The sequence below is a fragment of the Streptomyces sp. NPDC059009 genome (assembly GCF_042740175.1).
Taxonomy (GTDB): domain Bacteria; phylum Actinomycetota; class Actinomycetes; order Streptomycetales; family Streptomycetaceae; genus Streptomyces.
Genome location: NZ_JBHYJB010000044.1, coordinates 35,990 through 58,183 on the forward strand (window position 1 = coordinate 35,990; position 22,194 = coordinate 58,183).

26 protein-coding genes and 1 pseudogene are annotated in these 22,194 nt (G+C 72.7%); 13 read left to right on the forward strand and 14 right to left on the reverse strand.

Annotation, left to right across the window (positions count from 1 at the left end):
* Positions 1-50 precede the first annotated feature (50 nt).
* Positions 51-488, reverse strand: coding sequence for a DUF4442 domain-containing protein (locus tag ACFWYM_RS35120; protein WP_384846660.1), 438 nt, complete (start codon positions 486-488; stop codon positions 51-53).
* A 166-nt stretch (positions 489-654) separates the two neighbouring features.
* Here ACFWYM_RS35120 and ACFWYM_RS35125 point away from each other — a divergent pair, with 166 nt between their 5' ends.
* The 3 genes from ACFWYM_RS35125 (at position 655) to ACFWYM_RS35135 (ending at position 4,286) form a co-directional block, all read left to right on the forward strand.
* On the forward strand, positions 655-1,668 hold the full coding sequence (locus ACFWYM_RS35125; protein ID WP_384846547.1) for a hypothetical protein: 1,014 nt from the start codon (positions 655-657) through the stop codon (positions 1,666-1,668).
* A gap of 95 nt (positions 1,669-1,763) precedes the next feature.
* Positions 1,764-2,828, forward strand: a complete 1,065-nt coding sequence (locus tag ACFWYM_RS35130; RefSeq protein WP_384846549.1) for a hypothetical protein — start codon at positions 1,764-1,766, stop codon at positions 2,826-2,828.
* 108 nt (positions 2,829-2,936) lie between these two features.
* A complete protein-coding gene (locus tag ACFWYM_RS35135; RefSeq protein WP_384846551.1) occupies positions 2,937-4,286 on the forward strand; it encodes an MFS transporter in 1,350 nt (449 codons plus the stop codon).
* Here the strand turns inward: ACFWYM_RS35135 and ACFWYM_RS35140 are convergent.
* The 3 genes from ACFWYM_RS35140 to ACFWYM_RS35150 all read right to left on the reverse strand — a co-directional run bounded on the left by ACFWYM_RS35140 (position 4,248) and on the right by ACFWYM_RS35150 (position 7,430).
* Positions 4,248-5,093 (reverse strand): spermidine synthase, encoded by an 846-nt coding sequence (locus ACFWYM_RS35140; protein WP_384846553.1) that lies wholly within the window; start codon positions 5,091-5,093, stop codon positions 4,248-4,250. The two genes, ACFWYM_RS35135 and ACFWYM_RS35140, sit on opposite strands and share 39 nt — an antisense overlap.
* 140 nt (positions 5,094-5,233) lie before the next feature.
* On the reverse strand, positions 5,234-6,415 hold the full coding sequence (tuf, locus tag ACFWYM_RS35145; RefSeq protein ID WP_384846555.1) for an elongation factor Tu: 1,182 nt from the start codon (positions 6,413-6,415) through the stop codon (positions 5,234-5,236).
* Between the two features lie 310 nt (positions 6,416-6,725).
* Entirely contained in the window at positions 6,726-7,430 is a 705-nt protein-coding gene (locus ACFWYM_RS35150; RefSeq protein ID WP_384846557.1) for a DNA alkylation repair protein, read from the reverse strand.
* A gap of 49 nt (positions 7,431-7,479) precedes the next feature.
* Here ACFWYM_RS35150 and ACFWYM_RS35155 point away from each other — a divergent pair, with 49 nt between their 5' ends.
* Positions 7,480-8,187: a TVP38/TMEM64 family protein gene (locus ACFWYM_RS35155; protein WP_384846559.1), complete on the forward strand. Its 708-nt coding sequence runs from the start codon at positions 7,480-7,482 to the stop codon at positions 8,185-8,187.
* 35 nt (positions 8,188-8,222) lie between these two features.
* Here ACFWYM_RS35155 and ACFWYM_RS35160 read toward each other — a convergent pair whose 3' ends face one another.
* A complete protein-coding gene (locus ACFWYM_RS35160; protein WP_384846561.1) occupies positions 8,223-9,392 on the reverse strand; it encodes a thiolase family protein in 1,170 nt (389 codons plus the stop codon).
* A 132-nt stretch (positions 9,393-9,524) separates the two neighbouring features.
* Here ACFWYM_RS35160 and ACFWYM_RS35165 point away from each other — a divergent pair, with 132 nt between their 5' ends.
* Together ACFWYM_RS35165 and ACFWYM_RS35170 are read left to right on the forward strand one after the other, a co-directional pair.
* Positions 9,525-9,989 (forward strand): winged helix-turn-helix transcriptional regulator, encoded by a 465-nt coding sequence (locus ACFWYM_RS35165; protein ID WP_384846563.1) that lies wholly within the window; start codon positions 9,525-9,527, stop codon positions 9,987-9,989.
* A 275-nt stretch (positions 9,990-10,264) separates the two neighbouring features.
* Positions 10,265-11,140 carry an undecaprenyl-diphosphate phosphatase gene (locus tag ACFWYM_RS35170; protein WP_384846565.1) on the forward strand — a complete coding sequence of 292 codons (876 nt, stop codon included), beginning with the start codon at positions 10,265-10,267 and terminating at the stop codon, positions 11,138-11,140.
* Positions 11,141-11,155: 15 nt separating this feature from the next.
* Here the strand turns inward: ACFWYM_RS35170 and ACFWYM_RS35175 are convergent, their stop codons facing one another.
* The 3 genes from ACFWYM_RS35175 to ACFWYM_RS35185 form a co-directional block, all read right to left on the reverse strand.
* Entirely contained in the window at positions 11,156-11,500 is a 345-nt protein-coding gene (locus tag ACFWYM_RS35175; RefSeq protein WP_384846567.1) for a hypothetical protein, read from the reverse strand.
* A gap of 115 nt (positions 11,501-11,615) precedes the next feature.
* A complete protein-coding gene (locus ACFWYM_RS35180) occupies positions 11,616-12,524 on the reverse strand; it encodes an LLM class flavin-dependent oxidoreductase (protein WP_384846569.1) in 909 nt (302 codons plus the stop codon).
* A gap of 236 nt (positions 12,525-12,760) precedes the next feature.
* The gene (locus tag ACFWYM_RS35185) at positions 12,761-13,186 is read right to left on the reverse strand and encodes a MarR family winged helix-turn-helix transcriptional regulator (protein WP_384846662.1); all 426 of its coding nucleotides are present in this window, start codon (positions 13,184-13,186) and stop codon (positions 12,761-12,763) included.
* Positions 13,187-13,586: 400 nt separating this feature from the next.
* Here ACFWYM_RS35185 and ACFWYM_RS35190 point away from each other — a divergent pair, with 400 nt between their 5' ends.
* On the forward strand, positions 13,587-13,766 hold the full coding sequence (locus ACFWYM_RS35190) for a hypothetical protein (RefSeq protein WP_384846571.1): 180 nt from the start codon (positions 13,587-13,589) through the stop codon (positions 13,764-13,766).
* 65 nt (positions 13,767-13,831) lie between these two features.
* Here the strand turns inward: ACFWYM_RS35190 and ACFWYM_RS35195 are convergent, their stop codons facing one another.
* Together ACFWYM_RS35195 and ACFWYM_RS35200 are read right to left on the reverse strand one after the other, a co-directional pair.
* Positions 13,832-14,143, reverse strand: a complete 312-nt coding sequence (locus tag ACFWYM_RS35195) for an HAD-IA family hydrolase (RefSeq protein ID WP_384846573.1) — start codon at positions 14,141-14,143, stop codon at positions 13,832-13,834.
* Entirely contained in the window at positions 14,140-14,544 is a 405-nt protein-coding gene (locus ACFWYM_RS35200; RefSeq protein ID WP_384846575.1) for a hypothetical protein, read from the reverse strand. Before ACFWYM_RS35200 ends, ACFWYM_RS35195 begins: the two co-directional genes overlap by 4 nt.
* On the opposite strand from ACFWYM_RS35200, the gene ACFWYM_RS35205 reads away from it, so the two are divergent.
* From ACFWYM_RS35205 to lnt, 3 genes are all read left to right on the forward strand, one after another.
* Positions 14,533-14,874 carry a hypothetical protein gene (locus ACFWYM_RS35205; protein WP_384846577.1) on the forward strand — a complete coding sequence of 114 codons (342 nt, stop codon included), beginning with the start codon at positions 14,533-14,535 and terminating at the stop codon, positions 14,872-14,874. The genes ACFWYM_RS35200 and ACFWYM_RS35205 overlap by 12 nt on opposite strands.
* A 339-nt stretch (positions 14,875-15,213) precedes the next feature.
* Positions 15,214-15,690 (forward strand): nuclear transport factor 2 family protein, encoded by a 477-nt coding sequence (locus ACFWYM_RS35210; RefSeq protein ID WP_384846579.1) that lies wholly within the window; start codon positions 15,214-15,216, stop codon positions 15,688-15,690.
* Positions 15,691-15,805: 115 nt separating this feature from the next.
* A complete protein-coding gene (gene lnt / locus ACFWYM_RS35215) occupies positions 15,806-17,494 on the forward strand; it encodes an apolipoprotein N-acyltransferase (RefSeq protein ID WP_384846581.1) in 1,689 nt (562 codons plus the stop codon).
* Here the strand turns inward: lnt and ACFWYM_RS35220 are convergent.
* The gene (locus ACFWYM_RS35220) at positions 17,415-18,323 is read right to left on the reverse strand and encodes a Gfo/Idh/MocA family protein (RefSeq protein ID WP_384846583.1); all 909 of its coding nucleotides are present in this window, start codon (positions 18,321-18,323) and stop codon (positions 17,415-17,417) included. The two genes, lnt and ACFWYM_RS35220, sit on opposite strands and share 80 nt — an antisense overlap.
* A 253-nt stretch (positions 18,324-18,576) precedes the next feature.
* On the opposite strand from ACFWYM_RS35220, the pseudogene ACFWYM_RS35225 reads away from it, so the two are divergent.
* Positions 18,577-18,708, forward strand: a pseudogene (locus tag ACFWYM_RS35225) (DUF664 domain-containing protein); the annotation flags it as partial.
* Between the two features lie 74 nt (positions 18,709-18,782).
* The gene (locus tag ACFWYM_RS35230) at positions 18,783-19,307 is read left to right on the forward strand and encodes a hypothetical protein (RefSeq protein WP_384846585.1); all 525 of its coding nucleotides are present in this window, start codon (positions 18,783-18,785) and stop codon (positions 19,305-19,307) included.
* 18 nt (positions 19,308-19,325) lie between these two features.
* Here ACFWYM_RS35230 and ACFWYM_RS35235 read toward each other — a convergent pair whose 3' ends face one another.
* On the reverse strand, positions 19,326-19,811 hold the full coding sequence (locus tag ACFWYM_RS35235; protein WP_384846587.1) for a hypothetical protein: 486 nt from the start codon (positions 19,809-19,811) through the stop codon (positions 19,326-19,328).
* A 147-nt stretch (positions 19,812-19,958) separates the two neighbouring features.
* Positions 19,959-20,921, reverse strand: a complete 963-nt coding sequence (locus ACFWYM_RS35240; protein ID WP_384846589.1) for a helix-turn-helix transcriptional regulator — start codon at positions 20,919-20,921, stop codon at positions 19,959-19,961.
* Positions 20,922-21,039: 118 nt separating this feature from the next.
* Between ACFWYM_RS35240 and ACFWYM_RS35245 the strand changes: the two genes are divergently transcribed.
* Complete coding sequence (locus ACFWYM_RS35245; RefSeq protein ID WP_384846591.1) at positions 21,040-21,453, forward strand: DUF3224 domain-containing protein; 414 nt, start codon at positions 21,040-21,042, stop codon at positions 21,451-21,453.
* Between the two features lie 9 nt (positions 21,454-21,462).
* Here the strand turns inward: ACFWYM_RS35245 and ung are convergent, their stop codons facing one another.
* Positions 21,463-22,131 carry a uracil-DNA glycosylase gene (gene ung / locus ACFWYM_RS35250; RefSeq protein WP_384846664.1) on the reverse strand — a complete coding sequence of 223 codons (669 nt, stop codon included), beginning with the start codon at positions 22,129-22,131 and terminating at the stop codon, positions 21,463-21,465.
* Positions 22,132-22,194 lie beyond the last annotated feature (63 nt).

The following is a 22,194-nucleotide window of genomic DNA, read 5'->3' on the forward strand; positions in this document are numbered from 1 at the left end:
GGGGCGGTCACTTGACCGGCCCCCGCGCGCTCGGGTGGAAGAGCGAGCCCTCAGTCGTTGGGCCGCAGGGTCCAGATGACGGTCATCTCGCCCGTCACGGCGCCGTCCTCGCGCTGGATCTCGACCGTGATCGGGAACTCGGGGCGCCGCCCCTCGTCCAGCTCGGCGATGACCTCGGCGGCCGGGCGGCCGAGCCTCGCGGTGGCGGTCAGCGGACCGCGGGCCAGCTTCTTGTACGTGGTCTCGGCCCGCACCGGCAGCGGCACCGCACGGCCCAGCTCGGACCCGAAGGCGGCGATCACGACGGCACCGGTGGCCGACTCCCCCAACGTGAACATGGCACCGGCGTGCGGCCCGCCGACGTGATTCTGGTACTCGGCCTGATCGGGCAGGGCGAGCACGGCCTTCTCCGGAGTGGTCTCGAGGTACTCGAGCTTCAGGGTCCGGACCATCGGCACGGTGGCGGCGAGCATCTCGCCGATCGACATCTGGTCAGCGCTCATGCCGAGATGTTACCCACGAGTAGAACGCCTTGGCCAGGGCTGAACCGGAGGCCGGGGCCGCAGCCCGGTGCGGGACCCGGGCCCGGACCCCGCACCAGAACCGCCCGGGCCCTTGCCCGACCGTGATCCCCGTGTCCTAGGGTTACGGCCCATGTGGCCCGGACAGCAGAACCCCGACGGCGAGCAGAACCCCTCGCAGAACCCGCAGAACGCGCAGAACCCGTATCTGCAGCCGGGGTACCAGCAGCAGGGCCAGGGCGCCCCGGACCCGCACGCCCCGTGGAACGCGCCGACCCAGCCCGTCGGCCCGTCGGTGCCCCCGGCCCACGGTGGCGGTGACACCGGCGGTGGCGGTGGCGGCAGGAAGTCCGACCGGAGCCGGCTCATCGCCCTCGTCGCGGCCGGCGCCGTCGTCGTGGCCTGCGGTGTCACCGCGCTGTTCACGCTCGGCGGCGACAAGGACGACGAGGCGAGGCCCGAGCCGACCAAGTCCCGCACCTCGCCGACCGCTTCGGCCTCCGACGACTCCAACTCCCGCGCGGACGGCGGCAGTCTGAAGCCGACCGTGAAGGGCTGGAAGGTCGTGACCAACCCCAGCCAGGGCATCGCCTTCGAAGTGCCCGCCGACTGGGAGCTGGAGACGCCCGGCTACGCCATCACCGGCGGCGAGGCGGGCGACGAGGACAGCATCCTCATCGGGATGCGCGCCCCCGCGTTCCTCCAGCGGCAGTGGTGCATGGACGACACCAACAAGGACGGCGACACGGACAAGACGGCGCTCGCGCGGACCGGCAGCAGGGGGCGCGGCAACAGCAAGGCGAAGACCGTCGACGAAATGGCCCGCCAGGACTCCCGTACCTGGACCTACGTCGCGTACACCCAGCCCGACAAGAAGAGCATCACGACCACGCCCGCACAGTCGTACACCACCAAGGCCGGCCTCAAGGGCAAGGTGGCCACGTCCACGTCCGAGGGCGTCCGCACGACCAAGCACGGCAAGTGCGACTCGGACGGCAAGGCCACCGTGTTCGCCTTCACCAACCCCGAGGGCGACTTCGCCTCCTGGGCCTTCGTCGGGGCGAAGGGCGTCAAGGCCGAGGTCCCGGACGCCACCGTCCGGAAGATCCTCTCGACCGTGCGCCTCTACGACACCGAGGACAAGTAGGGCCTGTCGGTCCTAGTCGGGCGGACCGGACCCCAGGGACAGCGCCAGGGGCCGACGATGACATCGGGCCACCCCGCCCTCTATGGTTACTCGCCATGTGGCCAGGACAGCAGCCGCCCGGGGGCGAGCAGAACCCGCAGGACCAGAACCCGTACCAGCAGCCGGGGTACCAGCAGCCGAACCCGTACCAGCAGCCCGGGTATCAGCAGCCGGGAGCCCAGCCGCAGTCGGGCGGCTTCTCCCAGCCCGAACAGCCCGGTCAGTGGGGTCCGCCCACGCCGGGCCCGTTCCCGCAGGCGCCCCAGGGGCAGCCCCCGCAGCCGGGTGGCGGCAACGGAGGCAACGGGAACAAGACGAAGATCACCGCCATCGTCGCCGCGCTCGCCGTCGTGGCGGCCGCGGGCGTCACCGCTTTCCTGGTCCTCGGCGGCGACAAGGACGACGAGGCGGACGGCAAGACGCCCGCCAAGTCCCCCTCGAAGTCGGTCTCCAAGAAGCCGAGCCCGAGCGAGAGCAGCGACGACGGCGGGCGCGGCACGGGCGGCGACCCGAAGCCGACCGTCGACGGGTGGAAGGTCGTCGTGAACCCCAAGTGGGGCACGGCCTTCGACGTCCCGGCCGACTGGGAGGTGGAGACCGCGGACACCTTCATCGGCTTCGAGGACGAGAAGAAGGGCGACGGCAGCGCGCTCATCGGCATGTCCGCACCCGCGATCCTCAAGCAGAACTGGTGCTCGTCCGACGACGACAAGGACGGCAACAAGTCCACCAGCTCCCTCGCCGCCACCGGCACCAAGGGCCAGAACGGCGCGAAGAACACCGCGGACGTCGCCCGCAACGACTCGGCGTGGTGGGTCTTCGGCGGCTACACGGACCAGAAGGACAAGTCCAAGAAGCTGATGAAGATCGGCAAGCCGAAGGACTTCACCACCGACGCGGGCATCAAGGGCAGCGTCGCGACGACCACCGTCACGGGCGTGCCCAAGAAGGGCAAGTGCGACACGGACGGCAAGGCCACCACGTTCGCGTTCAAGAACGGCACCGGTGACTACGTCGCCTGGACCTTCTACGGCGCCAAGGGCGTCAAGGACGAGGTGCCGGACGAGACGGTCACGAAGATCCTCAAGACGGTCCGGCTGAGCGGCGACGAGGAGTCCTGAGCCCGCCCAGCTTTCCGCGCACGGGGCCCGGCGCCGCGAAAGGGTTCGGCACAGGGCCCGGCGTCGCGAAAGGGATTGGCACGGACCGGTCCTGCCGGGGATAGTCCCGTGGTGACCTCTGCCGCCGCCAAGACCCCGCGTCCTTCCTGGGCCGGTCGCAACTACTCGCTGCTCACCGCCGCCGCGATCATCACGAACCTGGGCAGCCAGGGCGCGCTGATCGCGGCGGCGTTCGCGGTTCTGGAGGCCGGGGGCAGCGGCGGCGACGTGGGGCTCGTGGCCGCCGCCCGCACGCTGCCGCTCGTGCTGTTCCTGCTGATCGGCGGCGCCGTCGCCGACCGCCTGCCGCGCCACCGCGTGATGGTGGCGGCCAACACCCTCAACTTCCTCTCCCAGGGCGCCTTCGCGGCCCTGGTCATCACCGGTCGCGCCGAGCTGTGGCACATGCTGCTGCTCTCCGGGCTCGGCGGCGTGGGCCAGGCGTTCTTCGGCCCGGCGGCCGAGGGCATGCTGATGTCGTCGGTCAGCGGTGAGCAGGCCGGCCGGGCCTTCGCGCTCTACCGGATGGCGATGCAGGGCGCGGGCCTCGGCGGGGCCGCGCTCGGCGGGGTCCTGGTCGCGGGGATCGGACCGGGCTGGGTGCTCGCGGTGGACGCGGCCGCCTTCGCGCTCGCGGGCGCGCTGCGGGCCTTCCTCGATGTGAGCCACATACCGCCGCGGGCGCCGGGCGGCGGGCTGCTCGCCGATCTGCGCGAGGGCTGGCGGGAGTTCACCGGGCGGGCCTGGCTGTGGACGATCGTGGTGCAGTTCGCCGTCGTCAACGCGGTGGTGGGCGCCGCCGAAGCGGTGTTCGGCCCGCTGGTCGCCCGCGACCACCTCGGCGGCGCGGGGCCCTGGGGCTTCGCCCTCGGCGCGTTCGGCGCGGGCACCCTCCTCGGCGCGCTCCTGATGACCCGGTGGAAGCCGCGGCGCCTGCTGCTCGCGGGCATCCTGTGCGTCTTCCCGCTCGCGGCGCCCTCGGCGGCGCTCGCCGTGCCCGTGCCGGTGCCCGTGCTGGCCGCCGTGATGTTCGTCTGCGGGGTGTCCGTCGAAGTGTTCGGCGTCTCGTGGATGACGGCGCTGCACCAGGAGATACCGGAGGAGAAGCTGTCGCGGGTCGCCGCCTACGACTGGTTCGGCTCCGTCGCGATGGTGCCGCTGGCCACCGCCCTCGCGGGCCCGGCCGACGACGCCTTCGGCCGCACCGCCTCGCTGTGGGGCTGCTCGGCGCTCGTGTTCCTGATGACGGCGCTGGTGCTGTTCGTGCCGGACGTACGGAACCTGACCCGCCGTACGAAGGAGATCACCGCCGCGGAACCGGCACCCCGGCCGGCCACCGAGCCCACCGAGCTCCCGGGACCCGCCGGGCCGGCCGCCGGGTCACCCGATGCTGAAGGCTCCGTCGGGCGGCTCGGGTGAATCCACACCCTCCCCCTCCCGTACGGGCTGCGCGGCGCCGATGAAGCGCCGCAGCGCGTCCCCGTGCTCGACCCGCGCCGGGAACGCGTCGGCGGCGGCCCTGCGGGCGAGCGTCGCGACGGGCAGCGGCGTGTGCGCGGCCACGAGCACCACGTTCCCGAACCGCCGCCCGCGCAGCACCGAAGGCTCCGCGATCAGCGCGAGCTCGCCGAACACCGCACCGAACGTGGCGAGTTGGGACGCCAGGAACGCGAACGGAGCCCCGTCCGCGAGGTTCGCGGCATAGCAGCCACCCGCCCGCAGGACCCGCCCCACCGCATGCGCGTACCCGACCGTCGTCAGGTGCGCGGGCACCCGCGCCCCCCCGAAAACATCCCCGATCACGAGGTCAGCGCTGGCGGCGGGCGCGGCGTCGAGCCACTCCCGCGCGTCCGCGCCGTGCACGGCGATCCCGGCGCCGTCCGCGACCGGCAGGTGCTCGGCGATCAGCTCGATGAGCCCGCGGTCGGCCTCGACGACGTCCTGCCGGGAGCCGGGCCGGGCGGCGGCGAGGTAGCGAGGCAGGGCGAGCGCACCCCCGCCGAGGTGCACGACGTCCAGCGTCTCGCCGGGCTCGGCGGCGGCGTCCAGGACATGAGCGAGCCGCCGCGCGTACTCGAACTCCAGGTACGTCGGCTCGTCCAGGTCCACGTACGACTGCGGCGCGCCGTCGACCGTGAGCAGCCAGGCCCGGGCGCGGTCCACGTCGGGCATCAGCTTGGCGGTGCCGTGGTCCACGGTGCGGGTCACGGGTATCGGCTCGTCCACGGAGCCATTCTGCCGTGGACGAGCCGCTACCCAATGCGCACAGGTCGGCCGACCTGAGTCACGCAACCCCGATGACGCGCCCCCGATCACACGACCCGGATCACACGACCCGGATCACGCGACTCCGGTCACCACTCCGGTCACACGACCTCGGTCACCGTCCCCGCGCCCACCGTGCGCCCGCCCTCACGGATCGCGAAGCCGAGCCCCGGCTCCAGGGGCAGCTCGCGGCCCAGCTCGACCGTCATGGTGACGGTGTCCCCGGGACGCGCGACAGCCACCTCTCCGAGGTCGACGTCGCCGACCACGTCGGCGGTGCGGATGTAGAACTGCGGCCGGTAGCCGGTCGTGACGGGCGTCGAGCGGCCGCCCTCGCCCGCCGACAGGACGTACACCTGCGCGGTGAAGCGACGGCTCGGCGTGACGCTGCCGGGCGCCGCGACGACGTGCCCGCGACGCACCCCGTCACGGGGCACGCCGCGCAGCAGCAGCGCGACGTTGTCCCCGGCCTGCGCGGAGTCCATCGGCTTGCCGAAGGTCTCCAGGCCGGTGACGACCGTGTCCGTGTCCGCACCGAGCACCTGCACGCGGTCGCCGACCCTGACGGTGCCGCGCTCCACGGCTCCGGTGACGACGGTGCCGCGCCCGGTGATGGTGAGGACGTTCTCCACCGGCAGCAGGAAGGGCGCGTCCAGGTACCGCTCGGGCGTGGGCACATACGTGTCCACGGCGTCGAGCAGCGCCTCGATCGCGGCCGTCCAACGGGGCTCCCCCGCAAGGGCCTTGAGGCCGGAGACCCGTACGACGGGGACGGAGTCGCCGCCGTAGCCGTGCGCGGTGAGCAGCTCGCGGATCTCCAGCTCGACGAGGTCGGTGAGCACCGCGTCGTCTCCGTCCTCGACGGCGTCGGCCTTGTTGAGAGCGACGACGATGTGGTCGACGCCGACCTGGCGGGCGAGCAGGACGTGCTCGGCGGTCTGCGGCATGATGCCGTCGAGCGCGGAGACGACGAGGATCGCCCCGTCGAGTTGGGCGGCGCCGGTGACCATGTTCTTCACGTAGTCGGCGTGCCCCGGCATGTCGACGTGCGCGTAGTGCCGGGTGTCCGTCTCGTACTCGACGTGCGCGATGTTGATGGTGATGCCCCGCTGCGCCTCCTCGGGCGCCCGGTCGATCCGGTCGAAGGGCACGAACGCGCCGGTGCCGTGGTCGGCGAGGACCTTGGTGATGGCGGCGGTCAGGGTGGTCTTGCCGTGGTCGACGTGGCCCATGGTGCCGATGTTGAGATGGGGCTTGGTGCGGACGTAAGCCGTCTTGGGCATGGCTGGTGCTGTCCCTTTCCGGAACAAAAAGTGATGGCCTCCATGAGTGAGGCGGGGACCCCGGAGATCTCGCCGACCCTCCCCCTGCGGGGTCCGCCGGAATGTCCGGAGAGGGTCAGCTTCGGGCGCCGTCGACTGCGGCGGCGAGGAAAACGGCAGCCTTCGCAGCGTCCGCGACTGCGGACGGAGCTGTGAGGAAGGCGTGCCGGAACATGAGGCAGATCTTCGCCGACGGGCGACGCCGCGTCGAATGATTTTCCCCTGTTCTCCCTGAGGCGTACGGGAGTTCAGGGCTCGGCGATACGGGAAGTCAGGCGCCGATGTTCTTGAGGGCCTCGCGCACGGAGAGCGGCGAGAGCCGACTCCGCTCCTTCGCGACGAAGTCCCGTACCGCGTCGGGATCCGTCTTGGCGTACTCGCGCAGGCACCAGCCGATGGCCTTGCGGATGAAGAAGTCCGGGTGGCCGGACTGCCGTACGCAGTAGCCGAAGAGCCGCCCGGTGTCCGTGGCGTCCTTGTACCGGAGCTGGTGGAGCAGCGCGGTGCGGGCCACCCACAGGTCGTCGTCCTCGATCCAGGCGTCCAGGTCGGCCCGCAGCGCCGGGTCGGCCGCGACGAGTCCGCCCACGACGTGCGCGGCGAGCAGGTCGACGGTGTCCCACCAGGGGACGGTCGTCACCAGGTGGCGCGCGACAGGCAGGAAGTCCGAGGAGCAGCGCCGCACGTGGCGGCGCAGACAGTCGACGGCGAAGTAGTGGTACTCGCGCTCCGGCAGCCGCCAGCAGCGCAGCGCGAGCGCCGTGCAGTCGGCCTCCTCGGGGCGGGGCGTCCCGGCGAGGACGGCGCGGCTCAGCTCGCGGCGTGCGGGAGAGGACAGGCCGAGGAACGGAGCGACGTCCTTCATGTACGCGCGCATCTGCGCGGCCCGCTCCGGGTCGGCGGCCCGGGCGTAGATCGTGGTGAGCCGGGGGAGCACGGCGTCGGTGAGGGGGCTGGGCGGCACTGTGACGCTCATGAGACGCACCATACGGCGAACACACACATGGGTCGGTTAGTCTCCCCGGATGCTCGACACCGCAGCAGCCACTCGTCCGCAGGGTCTCGCCGTGCGCTGCACCAGGGTGCTCCTCTCGCCCTGGTCGCGGCTGTCGCTGCTGGTGGCCCTGCTGGCCGCGGCGGCCACGTGCGTGCTGCTCTTCGAGCCGCAGCGGATACTTTCTGACGGCCTGCCCGCCGAGCTGAGCGGCGCCGCGGCGGTCGCGGTCTTCGCGGTCGCCTACGGCCTGTGCACGGCGGCCTTCGTGCCCCGGCCGCTCCTGAACCTGGCGGCGGGCGCGCTCTTCGGCTCCCAGGCGGGGCTCACCGCGTCGATCGCGGGCACGGTCATCGGCGGCGGGATCGCCTTCGGGCTCGGCCGGATCCTCGGGCAGGACGCGCTGCGGCCGCTGCTGCGGGGCCGCTGGCTGAAGGCCGCCGACGGCCAGCTGAGCCGGCACGGCTTCCGCTCGATGATGGCGCTGCGGCTCTTTCCCGGGGTGCCGTTCTGGGCGGCGAACTACTGCGCGTCGGTGTCCCGCATGGGCTGGGCCCCGTTCCTGATCGCGACGGGCCTCGGCTCGATCCCGAACACGGCGGCGTACGTGGTCGCGGGCGCCCGCGCGTCGACGCCGACCTCGCCCGCGTTCCTCATCGCGATGGGCTTCATCGCCGTGACGGGGCTCGCGGGGGCGGTGGTCGCGTGGTGCAAGCGCCACCGCCTGCGCGGCAACTGACTCCGAAGGGCCGCCGAGGGACCGCCGAGGGACCGCTACAAGGCTTCCAGGATCGTGGCGTTGGCCAGTCCGCCCGCCTCGCACATCGTCTGCAGCCCGTACCGCGCCCCGCGCGCCCGCATCGCGTGCACGAGGGTCGTCATCAGCCGGGCGCCGCTCGCGCCGAGGGGATGCCCGAGCGATATCGCACCGCCGTGCACATTGACCTTCTCCGGATCGGCGCCGGTCTCCTGCAGCCAGGCGAGCACGACGCTGGCGAAGGCTTCGTTGACCTCGAAGAGATCGATGTCGTCGAGGGACAGTGAGGCGTTGCGCAGCACCTTCTCCGTCGCGGGCAGGACGCCGGTGAGCATGAGCAGCGGGTCGGAGCCGGTGACGGCGAAGCTGTGCAGCCGGGCGAGCGGGCGCAGGCCGAGGCGGGCGGCGTGCTCGCTGGTGGTGATGAGGACGGCGGCGGCGCCGTCGTTGACAGGGCTGGTGTTGCCCGCCGTCACGGACCAGTCGATCTGCGGGAAGCGCGCGGCGAAGTCCGCGTCGTAGTAGGCGGGCCTGAGACCGGCGAGGATCTCGGGGGTGGTGGCGGGGCGCACGGACTCGTCCCTGGTCACCCCGTCGACGGGCGCGGTCTCGGCGTCGAACAGGCCGTGTTCCCAGGCGCGGGCGGCGCGCTGGTGCGAGGTGGTGGCGAAGGCGTCCATCCGCTCGCGGGTGAGGGACCACTTGGCGGCGATGAGCTCGGCGCTGATGCCCTGCGGAACCAGTCCCTCCGGATAGCGCCCGGCGACACCGGGCCCGAACGGATCGGCCCCCGCGGGCACGTTGGACCACATCGGTACGCGACTCATGGACTCCACGCCGCAGGCCACGGCCACGTCGTAGGCGCCCGACAGGACGCCCTGCGCGGCGAAGTGCACGGCCTGCTGCGAGGAGCCGCACTGGCGGTCGACGGTGGTCGCGGGCACCGACTCCGGCAGGCCCGCCGACAGGACGGCGTAGCGGGTGGTGTTCATGGCCTGCTCGGCGACCTGGTCGACACAGCCCCCGATGACGTCGTCGATCGCGGCGGGGTCGATCCCGGTGCGCTCGACGAGGGTGCGCAGGGTGTGGGCGAGCAGCTCGACGGGGTGGAGGTGGGCAAGGGCGCCGTGCGGCTTTCCCTTGCCCACGGGGGTGCGTACGGCTTCGACGATGACGGCGTCACGCATGGTGCGGGCCTCCCTCGGCGCCAAGGGGCGTGGCCCGCTTGGCGATTACCAGTGAGTAGGAAATCTGGACTCACTGTAGCGAGGTGAGTTGGAAATTCAAACCCACCCACGAACCGCCCCTAGACTGACCGCATGGCCAAGACCCCGCGCCCCTGCTCGATCGCCGACGCCCTCGCCCTGGTCGGCGAGAAGTACTCGCTGCTCGTCCTGCGCGAGGTCTGCCTCGGCAACGGCCGCTTCGACCAGCTGGTCCGCAACATCGGCGCCCCGCGCGACGTCCTGGCGACGCGCCTGCGCCGCCTCGTGGACGCGGGCGTCCTCAAGAAGACCCTCTACAGCGAGCACCCCCAGCGCTTCGAGTACCGCCCCACGCGCGCGGGCCTCGAACTCGAGCCGGTCCTCATGACGCTGATGGCCTGGGGCGACCGCCACCTGCGCGGCGACGAGGACCGCCCGATGGTCATCGAGCACAGCTGCGGCCACGAGCTCGTCCCGGTGGTGACGTGCCGGTCCTGCGGCGAGACGGTCCGGCACGACGACCTGACGGCCCACCCGCAGGCGCCGGGCTGGACGACGACGGGGCCCACGGCCGCGTAACGGCAACAGCGACGCAACGCCGTCACGCGGCAGACGCAACGGCGCAACGCCGTCACGCGGCAAGAGAGGCAGCCGACGGAGCGGGCCCGCCGACGGGCCCGAGTCGCCCGCGGCAACAGCCCTCCGGCACCCCCGTAACCCTGTGCCGCTACGCTGCCCCCGACAGGACGGCGATACCGCCTACCCCGTCCGGTCCTGCCCTTCCCTTCTCCTTCCTTCTCTCTCCGCAACCCCCCTCCGCAGCCCCTGCACAGCACTTGGACGGCGCCTCTTTCATGTCTTGGCTTGAATCCTTCATCCTCGGGCTTGTCCAGGGGCTCACCGAGTTCCTCCCCATCTCGTCCAGCGCGCACCTGCGCCTGACCGCGGCCTTCGCGGGCTGGCACGACCCGGGCGCCGCGTTCACCGCGATCACCCAGATCGGCACCGAGGCCGCCGTCCTCATCTACTTCCGCAAGGACATCGCCCGGATCATCTCGGCGTGGTTCGGCTCCCTCTTCGGGAAGGTGCCGCGTTCCGACCACGACGCTCAGATGGGCTGGCTCGTCATCGTCGGCTCGATCCCGATCGGCGTGCTCGGCGTGACGTTCAAGGACCAGATCGAGGGCCCGTTCCGCGACCTGCGCCTGATCGCCACGACGCTCATCGTCATGGGCATCGTCCTCGGCATCGCCGACCGGCTGGCCGCCCGCGACGAGACCGGCGGCAAGCACCGCGCCGTCAAGCAGCGCAAGTCCCTCAAGGAACTCGGCGTCAGGGACGGCCTGATCTACGGCGTCTGCCAGGCGATGGCCCTGGTCCCCGGCGTCTCCCGGTCCGGCGCCACGATCAGCGGCGGCCTCCTCATGGGCTACACCCGCGAGGCCGCCGCCCGCTACTCGTTCCTGCTCGCCATCCCCGCGGTCCTGGCCTCCGGTGTCTTCGAGCTCAAGGACGCGGGCGAGGGGGGCCATGTGTCGTGGGGCCCGACGATCTTCGCGACGCTCATCGCTTTTGTAGTGGGTTATGCCGTCATCGCCTGGTTCATGAAGTTCATCAGCAGCAAGTCCTTCATGCCCTTCGTGTACTACCGCGTACTGCTCGGCATCGTCCTGTTCGTCCTGGTGGGGACGGGGGCGCTCAGCCCGCACGCGGGAGAGTCGGCGGGCTGAGCCACCCCCTCCGCCTCAGAGGTCGATCCTGATGCCCGCCTGGTGGTGATGGCCGCGGGCGGGCGTGAGGTTGTAGCCGTCGGGCACACAGAGGCCGCCGCAGTCGGCGCCGCCGTGCTGCGGGTCGCAGCTGTCGCGCGGGTCGTCGACACAGTGGTAGCCCTGGGGGCAGGGGCGGCCGGCGAAGCCCCCGCAGGTGCAGTTCGAGGCGGGGGGCGTCGGGTCGGACTGGGCTCTGGCCGCGTCGGCCACGACGGCCGTGCCGACGGCGGCGGGCGCCGCGTGGGCGACGCCCGCGAGTCCGAGGGCGGGGATGAGCGCGAGGGCGCCGGTGGCGCAGGCGCGGAGGGTTCGGTTCATGCCTCCACGCTCAGCCGCGACGGCCGAGGGGTGCGCGGTGGCTGCCGCCGATCAGGTGAGGTCCTGCTTCCCCCGCGGGGCGCTCCTGGCTCCAGGCACCCACGCGCGCGGGCCTTCAGGCCCCGGTCTCCTTCGCCACCGCCTCCCGCACCGCGGGCGCGATCTCCGTGGCCCACCGGCCGAGCGCCGCGGCGTCCTGTGTCCCGTGGTCGGCCGCGAACAGCGTGAAGCCCGCCGCGTCGTGGTCGAGGACCGCGCCGGTCAGCTCCTCGACCCACTGGTCGACGGAGCCGCCGAGCCAGCGGCCGTCGCCGTCGCGCGGGGCGGGCAGGGGCCGTTCGGTGACGCGTCCGGGGAGGTTGAAGACCGTGCGGATCTCGCGCGGGTCGCGGCCCACGGCAGCCGCCGCCTCGTCGATGACCGGCCGCGACGTCCGGTAGCGCTCGCTGCGCCAGTCCGCCGCGTGGCCCGGGATCCAGCCGTCCGCCACCCGGCCCGTCGCGGCCAGGGACTTCCGGCCGACCGAGCCGGTCCAGACCGGGGGCGCGGGCACCGGCGAGGGTTCGATCTGGTGCACCCGGTAGTGGCGGCCCTCGTGGGTGACGGGCGCGCCGCCGCCCGACAGCTTCCTGATGAGGACGATCGCCTCCTCGAACGCCTCCACTGCCTCACCCGGCGTGAGCCGCTCCACCCCCAGGTCGGCGATCCGGTCCCACAGCCCGCCCGCGCCCATGCCGAGCACGATCCGCCCGCCGGACAGCGCCGCCAGCGACGTCACCGCACGGGCCAGCAACGGGGCAGGTCTGGAGGGCAGGTTGGTGACGTTGGCGAAGCCCGCGATGCGCTCGGTGCGGCCGAGGAGGAACCCGATCGAGGCGTAGGCGTCGAGGCGGTCGCCGAGGTAGGGGTGGTCGGAGAGCGAGAAGTGGTCGAGACCGTCACGGTCGGCCTGCTGCACCGAGCGCAGCAGCTCCGCCCCGCCGTCGATGCCACTGTGCGCGCCGAAGCCGAAGAGTACGGACATGGTGCTGCCTTTCCAGAGCTGTTCGTGGTGGTTTCGTGGGGGCGGTCAGGAGTACGCGGGGCCGAACCGGCCCACCAAGCGGCCCGGGGACGCGACGAACGGCCCCTCGGGCGAGGGCAGTTGACCGACACCGCCGCGCGCTCCACAGAGAAGAGGGCCACAGTTCGTGTCACGAACTTTATTGGTTCGTGGCGCGAACTACAACCCTCTTCCTTGGAATTCGAGCCCGCGGCTCACTACCCCCCGAAGACCACCGGCACCTCGTTGTCCAGCACCACGCGGCCCAGCAGATCCGCCAGCGTCTCCAGCTCCGCGGCACCGAGCCCACCCGGCAGCCGCTCGATCCGGCGGCACGTCTCGTCGTAGAACTCCCGTGCCAGCTCGGCGCCTTGAGGGGTGAGCGCGACCCGCACCGCGCGCGTGTCCCTCGGGTCGGACTCCCGCCTGACCAGGCCGTTGCGCTCGGTGCGGTCGACCAGCCCGGTGAGGCTGGACTTGGCGAGGCGCAGCACGGTCCCCAACTCGCTCATCCCGTAAGGCCGCCCCATCAGCACGCAGAGCAACTGCCCCTGCTGCGGCGTCACTCCGTACTCCCGGCCCGACTCCGCGTACACCGAGTTCACCAGGAACGAGGACCGCACAAGGGCGGCCACGATGCCCATCTGACCGCTCTGGCCGCTCTGGCCGTCTTCTCGCTTTTCCACGCGGTCAGGGTAACACCGGAAAACATCATAATTCGTGCGACGAACTATCCGACGAGCCATCCGACGAACTCTCCACGGACCGGCGCCGGACCGGCGGGCCGCCGGCTCGGGGGAAGACCGACGGCCCCACGCACCGCCCGGGTGCTCAGACCGGACGGTCTCTGACAAGTCAACCGCCGTCCCCGGCGCGCGTGCAGGGTGTGTTCGACCCGCGCGGCGGCGCCTCGTTCACACCCCGGGTGAAGCACGCCACGGAACGAGCAGATCGCGCCAACTACCGCTCCCGGACGATCACTTGATGCAGGTGATCAGTTGCTCACAGTTCCGATTGTCGGAGCCATCCCCTAGGCTTGTCCCTATGCCACCGAACCCCCAGCCCCGTGGTTCCGTGCGGTCTGCCGCCGAGTTGAACGAGCGGATCCGCGGCTTGTGGCTGCGCGCCGACGGACACCTCTCGGCCGAGCAGCGTCGAGAGTACGAACAGCTGGTGACCCAGTGGGCCGCGGCGGTCCGCGGCGAGGTCGTCGAGGCGGCCTGACGGGCCGCTCCCCCGGCCCACGACGCCCGGACCCTCAGCTCTCCGGCCACCCCGCGCCCGCGCCGTCAGCTCCCGTCGCCCCGCGCCCGTACCCCCCGATCCCGTACGAAAGCGTCGATGCGCGCCAGCGTGTCCCGCGCGCCCGTGTGCACATGGCCCGCCATACCCAGCGCCGTCGCCGCGTCGACATTGGCGGCCACGTCATCGATGAAGAGACTCAACTCCGGCTCCGCGCCCGCCCGTTCGAGAGCGAGCTCATAGATCCGCCGGTCCGGCTTGGCGCACCCCACCTCGCAGGAGAGGACCAGGTGGTCCGCGAGGTCGAGGAGCCCTCCGGCCGCCATGCGCTCCCGCAGCCCCGGCCAGGTATTGCTCACGACGACCACGGGACTGTCGGCACCCGACCCATCGCGCCGGTGCCGCCTGCCCCACCCGCCCCACGCAGCGCCCGCAGCCGCGCCACGAGCTCCGGGTCCCAGGTCTCCCTGGCCGCGAGGTCGTCCCGGATCTCCGCGATCGGCCCGGCACCGACGCCGAGCCGCTCCTGGATCACCCGCCACCACGCGTCCTCGCCGACCCGCCCGACGAGGACCCCGTCGTCGTTGCCCTCGAACATCGCACGCAGAAAGGCCCGTTGGGAGAGGCCGAGCCGTGCGCCCCAGTGGTCCGCGGCTCCCGGCAGGTACTCCCGCACGAGCACCCCGCCCACGTCGATGAGCAGCGCGCCCTTCCGGGGCGGTGCGGCGGCGCTGGATAGGCTCGGCTCGTGCACGCTCATGGACAGTACCTTCGGTATCAGCGGGACGCGGAGCTGCTCGCCGCGCTCGGGGCCCGGCTCCGGGCGCAGGTCGACCGGACGGTCACCGTCCGCCTGCCGCGCGGCCTGGCGGAGGCGGCGGCCGCGGCGTGGGAGCGCGACGAGAGCGAGTCGTGTGACTCGGACGAGTCAGTGGCGGAGCATCAACTCCGCGACCAGGCCGCCGAGTTGGCTCTCATCGGTCTCGCCGTGACGGAGCGCGGCGTCCACGACGGCGACGGGACGGTCGTCGTGGACCTGGACCTCACCTCGGTCGCGGCGGCGCTGCGAGCGGCCACAGAGGACCGCTAGCGCTCGGGAATCCGCGTCCCATCGTCCCGTCACCCCGTGGTCCCGTGGTCCCGTCGGCTCGACGGCTCGACGGCTCGACGGCTCGACGGCTCGACGGCTCGACGGCTCGACGGCTCGACGCTACTTCTTCCCCTGCCGCGCCTTCTTCGCGATCCGCCGCTTCTGGCGCGGCGTCAACTCCTTGCGATTGCCCTGCCGTTCGTAGACCGCGATGCGTTCCTCGTTCTTCATGGTCGCGTCCCTCCCGTTCCCGGCTCTCGTCGTCATCCCGCGGAATGCCCGCACACCGGAGGGTTCACACCCCTTGGCTCTCCACCCACCGTGCCCAACACTGATCCGATGACGCAGCGCGTGGAACTCGCAGCCGTGATGGACCGGTTGGCCATCGACGCCCTCATCACCGAATACGCGGTCACCGTCGACGACGGCGACTGGGACGGATACCGGCGCCTGTTCGCGTCGGACGGCCGCGCCGACTACCGGTCGGCGGGCGGCATCGAGGGCAGTGCTCAGGACGTGGCCGACTGGCTGGCCGAGACCATGGCGCTCTTCCCGATGCGCCAGCACCTCATCAGCAACCGGAAGCTGAGGTTCGAGCACCTGGAACAGGACACCGGCGACAGCGCCCATGTGCAGGCCGACTACTTCAACCCGATGCGCATGGCCGCGCGCCCCGGCGGCGCGGAGCCCGACGGGACGGCACCCGACTTCGAGTGCGGCGGACGGTACGGGTTCGCCGTGGTGCGCACGCGCGGTGGCTGGCGGATGCGCCGCGTGACCGTCACGGAGAAGTGGCGCCGCACCCGGTCGGCCTAGGATCGAGCGCCGTACGCGGCCGTCGCGCAGCCGGTCCGGAACGTCCACTGTCCTAGATCGTCTCGGGCGCGCACACTGGGAGGACCCCGGCGTCGGGGGCCGAAGGAGGCGCTGCATGGGCTTGGCCGGATCGCTGCTCGTCTCGCCGTGGTGGCGTGGCGCGGCCGCCGTCGCCGCGGGCGCGCTGCCCGCGCTCGCCTTTCCCGCGCCGTCGCTGTGGTGGCTCGCGTATGTCGCCCTCGTGCCGTGGATCCTGCTCGCGCGCTCCGCTGGTTCGGGGCGCCGGGCGGCCTGTGACGGCTGGCTCGGCGGCCTCGGGTACATGCTGGCCGTCCACCACTGGCTGCTGCCGAGCCTGCACGTCTTCACCGTGGTCATCGCCGCGCTGCTCGGCGCGCTGTGGGCGCCCTGGGCCTGGCTGGTGCGGCGCTTCCTCGGCGGGGCGCCGTCGCAGGGGCGGACCGCCGCGTCCCTGGCCGTCGTGCCCTCGGCCTGGCTCATGGTCGAACTGGTCCGTTCCTGGCAGGGCTTGGGCGGACCCTGGGGGCTGCTCGGCTCCAGCCAGTGGCAGGTGACGCCCGCGCTGCGGCTCGCCTCGGTGGGCGGGGTGTGGCTGGTGAGCGCCCTGCTCATCGCCGTGAACACGGCGGTCGCGGTGCTCGTGGTGGTGGCGCTCGCTCACCGGCGCGCCCGGGCGGGAACGGGGAACACCCGTACAGGAATGGGCGCGCGGGTGTCCCGTACCGGCGAGGGCTTCGGCGTTCCCCTCTCCCCAGCCCTCTCCCCTGCCGTCGCCGTCCCCGCCGTCGCCGGGCTCGTCGCCGTCGCCGCGGTGGCCGGCGCCGCCTGGGCTTGGGCGCCGCGCCCGGACGTGGCGGGCCGGGTGCGGGTCGCCGTCGTGCAGCCGGGAGTTGTGGGCGAGGCGGACGGCGGCGCCGAGAAGCGGTTCGCGCGCGAGGAGGCGCTGACCCGCTCGCTCGCGGGCCAGGATCCGGACCTCGTCGTGTGGGGCGAGTCCAGCGTCGGCTTCGACCTCACCGACCGCCCGGACCTCGCCCGCCGTGTCGCCGCGCTCTCCCGCGAGGTCGGCGCCGACATCCTGGTGAACGTGGACGCGCGCCGCTCCGACCGGCCCGGCATCTTCAAGAGCACCGTCCTGGTCGGCCCGCAGGGCCCCACCGGCGACCGCTACGACAAGATGCGGCTCGTCCCCTTCGGCGAGTACATCCCGGCGCGCTCCCTCCTCGGCTGGGCCACGTCCGTGGGCAAGGCGGCGGGCGAGGACCGCAGGCGCGGCGACCGCCAGGTGGTCATGGACGTCGGACACGGCGTGCGCGTGGGGCCGCTGGTCTGCTTCGAGTCGGCGTTCCCCGACATGAGCCGCCAGCTCACCCGCGACGGGGCGGGGTTGCTGCTCGCCCAGTCCGCGACGTCGTCGTTCCAGCACAGCTGGGCGCCCCAGCAGCACGCCTCCCTCGGGGCGCTGCGGGCAGCCGAGACGGGGCGCCCGATGGTGCACGCCACCCTGACCGGGGTCTCGTCCGTGTACGGGCCGGACGGCACGCGGGTCGGGCGGCCGCTCGGCACGGAGGAGAGCGCGGCGCGCGTCTACGACGTGCCGACGGCCACCGGCACCACCGCGTACGTCCGGTTCGGTGACTGGCCGGTGTACGGCGCGGTCCTCGTCCTCGTCGCGCTCTGCGTCACCGAGGGGCTGCGCTCGCTCAGGCGGCGGCCTGCTCCAGGGCCGCACGCACCACGCGCTCGCACAGCTCATGAGTCGCCAGTGCGTCACGGGCGCTGAGCACCGTCCCCGCGCGGACCGCGTCGAGGAACGCGAGCACCACCTGCTCGATGCCGCGCTGCCGTGCCACCGGCACCCAGTCGCCGCGCCGTCGCACGCTGGGCTGGCCCTTGTGGTCGATGACCTCGGCGAGGTTGAGGACCTGCCGCTTGCTGTCCTGCCCGGAGATCTCCAGGACCTCCTCGGTGGAGCCGCTGAGCCGGTTCATCATGCCGACCGCGACGAACCCGGCCCCGGCGAGCTGCAGGACCACGTGGTGCATCAGCCCGTCCTCGACGCGGGCCCGGACCGACACGTGGTCGATGGCCGCGGGCGCCAGGAAGCGCAGCGTGTCCACGACGTGGATGAAGTCGTCGAGGACCAGCGTGCGCGGGTCCTCGGGCAGGCCGACGCGGTTCTTCTGCATGAGGATCATGTCCCGCGGGTGCTCGGCGCACTGCTGGTAGCCGGGCGCGTGGCGGCGGTTGAAGCCGACGGCGAGGCTGGTGCCGGTGGACTCGGCGAGGCGCACGAGCCGCTCCGAGTCGGCGAGTTCATAGGCGAGCGGCTTGTCGACGTACGTGGCGACGCCCGCCTCCAGGAGACGGCCGACGATCTCGGGGTGGACGGTCGTCGGCGCGTGCACGAACGCGGCGTCGAGGCCCTGGGCGAGGAGCGCGTCCAGGTCGGTGTGGAGCCGCTCGTCGGGGATGTGGTGCGTGGCGCCGACCCGGGCCAGGGTCTCGGGGGTGCGGGTCTGGAGGTGCAGCTCGGTCCCCGGCTGCGTGGTCAGCACCGGCAGATACGCCTTCTGCGCGATGTCTCCGAGTCCGATGCAGCCGATCTTCACCGCTGTCTCCTTGCTGTCGTGCGTTGTGCCGTGCGCAGCTTACGGGGGCGGGGGAGCAACCACCCACTGTGGTGCCCGGCCGGTACGTGGGCCATGATGCCCGCCATGACGACGCCGCCCGAGCCCGGCGCAGCCACCCGCCGCCCGAGCCCGGCGCAGCCACCCCCGAACGCAGCGATCCCCCTCTGGACGCCGACGAGCGCACCATGCCGGAGGGCCGGCTCGACTCGGCTTCTCGGTGCGCAAGGACAGCCGCACGAACGCCCCCTTCAACCTCCGCTGGAACTGCACCCACATGATCGAGGAGTACGCCTCGCCACGGCCCCGCCACAACGGCCACAGGGACTTCCTGCGCGGGCGGATCGACGGGGTGTCGGGCGAGTGACGCCGTCACCCGTGCGGGTCACGCACCTCTGATTCGCCCCCTCAAGTTCCTTGCCGCACACCACAGTTGAGCGGGTGCACCGAACCACGACGATCCGCGCCGCGACCCTGCTCTGGGCCGCGGCCCTGGCCATGGCCCTGTCGGGCTGCGTGAGCGTGCCCCGCCCGCACACCCACGATCACGGGCAGTCCGCCCACGGCCACCGGCAGTACCCCCAGGGCCCTCCCGCTCCCTCTCCCGACGCCCAGCGCCCCCGCCTCACCCAGGCCCCCGCCCGTGAGTCCCTCCAGCTCATGGGCGCCCACGCCCACCCACCGCGCCCCGCCGAACCGGCCGCCGCCCTCACCCGTGCGGCACCCCCGGCATCGCCCCCCTCCCCCGAACACGTCACGCCCGAACACGTCACGCCCGCCCGCGCACCCCGCCCGGCGACGGCTGCTCCCCGACGCCACCCGGCCCGCTCCGCCCACCCCCGGCACCCGGCGCACTCCGCGCCCCACAAGAAGCCCTCAGGCGTCTGCGCCCTCGGCAAGAAGTACGGTCACTGGCGCCACGACAGCCCCGAGGCCGCCATCTGCCGCCAGGCATACGGGAGTTGAGAGCCGAGGCGGGTCGCCTCAGCCCACCTCCCCCTCCCCCACTTCCTCCTCGAGCCGCCCGATCGCGGCCCTGATCCCCTCCCCGTACCCGTCGTCCCCCAGCGCCCCCACCGCCGCCCGCGCCGAGCGCAGATGGCTGCGGGCCGCGTCCGGGCGGCCCAGCTTCACGTAGTCCGCCGCGAGGTTGAGGTGCAGGGACGGGTAGAAGGCCCGCACCGCGAGGGACTGCTCGTGCCGGGCCAGGCGCTCGTCCGTGAGGCCGTCCGCCGCGGACAACGCCCGCAGGTCCCACGCCAGTTCGTCCGTGGGGTCCTCCTGGGTGTCCGCCATGTAGTGCGCGAGCGTGCAGCGGTGGAGCGGGTCGCCGCCCTCGCCGATCTCCGACCAGAGCGTGAGGAAGCGGCCCTGTGCCTCCTCGCGGTCGCCGCCGTGATGCAGCATGACCGCCTGTCCGATGCGCGTCATCATGGCGTCGTCCGCCGACTGTTCCCGCTGCTCCGTCATCGCGCCCTCCACGCCCGTGTACCCGTACGCCCGTAGGTCCGTGTGCCCGTGTGCCCGTATGCCTGTCGTTCCGACCGACCACGACGGATGACGACGCTAGCCGCCGCCACTGACAATCGCGGTCAGGCGCGGGCGGCGGCGGGGCGCTCACGCGTAGCGCTGGGCCAGGCCGGTGACGGTCTGGGCGACGGCCGTGCGGAGTTCCGGCGGGCCGAGGACCTCGGCCTGGAGGCCGAGGCGCAGGATGTCGGCGACGGCCACGGGCAGCGTCTCGACCTCGAGGTCCACCTCCACCCAGCCGTCCGGGTCCGGCGCCCCCGCCGACCCGTGGGCCCGCGCCCCCGCCGCCCCGAACAGCGCGGGCAGCAGCCGGAGCCCCGCCCGGGAGACCCGCAGCCGCGCCCGGCCCCGCAGGACACGGGCGGCCAGGTCGCGGGACGCCTCCTGCCAGTAGGCGGCGAGGTCGAACCCCTCGGGGCGCGCGGCCGGTTCGTCCAGGACCGTGACGTCCAGGAACCGCGTGACCCGGTATGTGCGCGGGGTGCCGTCGGCGGCGGCCACCAGGTACCAGTTGCCCGCCTTCAGGACGAGCCCCAAGGGGTGCAGCGTGCGCCGGACTTCGCCGCCCCAGCGCGCGTAGTGGGCGCTCAGCAGGCGCCGGCGCCACACCGCGTCGGCTATGCCGGGCAGCAGCGGGGCCGGGTCAGCGGCCACGAACCAGCCGGCCGCGTCCAGGTGGAAGCGCTCCTGGATGCGGCGGGACCGCTCGCCGAGCCCGGCGGGGAGCGCGGCGCCCAGCTTGAGCTGGGCGGTGGCCAGTTCGGCACCGAGCCCCAGTTCGGCGGCGGCCGCGGGCATCCCGGCCAGCGAGAGCGAGTCCGCCTCGTCGTCGGTGAGGCCGGTGAGGCGGGTGCGGTAGCCGTCCATGAGACGGAAGCCGCCCGCGGGCCCGCGCTCGGCGCAGACGGGGACGCCCGCGGCGGAGAGCGCCTCCACGTCGCGGTAGACGGTGCGCACCGACACCTCCAGCTCCTCGGCGAGCTCGGGCGCGGTCAGCCGGCCACGGTTCTGGAGCAGCAGGAGGAGGGCGAGGAGCCGGTCGGCGCGCATGGGTTCAAGTCTGCCCGTGTACCTGACAGAAGGTGTCAGGTACGGGCGGGAGAGTGCTCTTCAGGGCCCGACGGACGCACCGGGCCCACTCCCCGACTCCGTACCGGAAAGGCTTCGCATGCCCCGCCACCAGACCACCACCGGCACCTTCACCTTCGCCTCCTGGGACGAGCAGCCCGTCGCGGGCGCCGAGGGCGGCGCGCGCATCGCGCACGCCGCCGTCGTCAACGGCTTCACCGGAGGCATCGAATCCGCGGCCACCGCCTGCGAGTACACGATCGCCTACACGACGGAGAAGACCGGCGCCTTCACCGGCTACGAGTTCCTCGACGGCAGCGTCGACGGCCGCTCGGGCTCCTTCGTCATCGAGCAGCGCGGCACCTTCGGCGAGGACGGAACCATCAGCTGCGCGTTCACCGTGCTGCCCGGCTCCGGCTCCGGTGCGCTGGCCGGGCTGAGCGGCTCCGGGAGCTTCACCGCGCGCGAGGGGGTGCCGACCGTCCCGTACACCTTCGACTACGACCTGGGGTGAGCCGACGGCTCAGCCCAGGTCCGGGATGCGCCAGTCGATCGGCTCGTGCCCCTGCGCCGCCACCGCCTCGTCGATCTGCGTGAAGGGGTGCGAGCCGAAGAACTTCTTCGCGGACAGCGGCGAGGGGTGCGCGCCCTTCACCACCGCGTGCCGCTCCGCGTCGATGAGCGGGAGCTTCTTCTGCGCGTAGTTGCCCCACAGCACGAAGACGGCCGGGTCCGGGCGGTCGGCGACGGCGCGGATCACCGCGTCCGTGAACTTCTCCCAGCCCTTGCCCTTGTGGGAGTTGGCCTCTCCGGAGCGGACCGTCAGGACCGCGTTCAGGAGCAGGACGCCCTGCTGGGCCCAGGGCATCAGATAGCCGTTGTCCGGCACGGGGTGGCCGAGCTCCTCCTTCATCTCCTTGTAGATGTTCCGCAAGGAGGGCGGGGTCTTCACTCCGGGCCGCACGGAGAAGCACAGGCCGTGGCCCTGCCCCTCGCCGTGGTACGGGTCCTGGCCGAGGACGAGGACCTTGACCTGGTCGAAGGGCGTGGCGTCCAGGGCGGCGAAGACCTGCTCGCGCGGCGGGAACACCGGTCCCTTCGCCCGCTCCTCCTCGACGAACTCCGTGAGTTCCTTGAAGTAGGGCTTCTGCAGCTCCTCGCCGAGGACGCCGCGCCAGGACGCGGGCAGCATGGCTGCGTTCAAGGGGTCGGTCACGTCAACAACCTCCGGTGTGCGGTCACTTCCGACCACAGA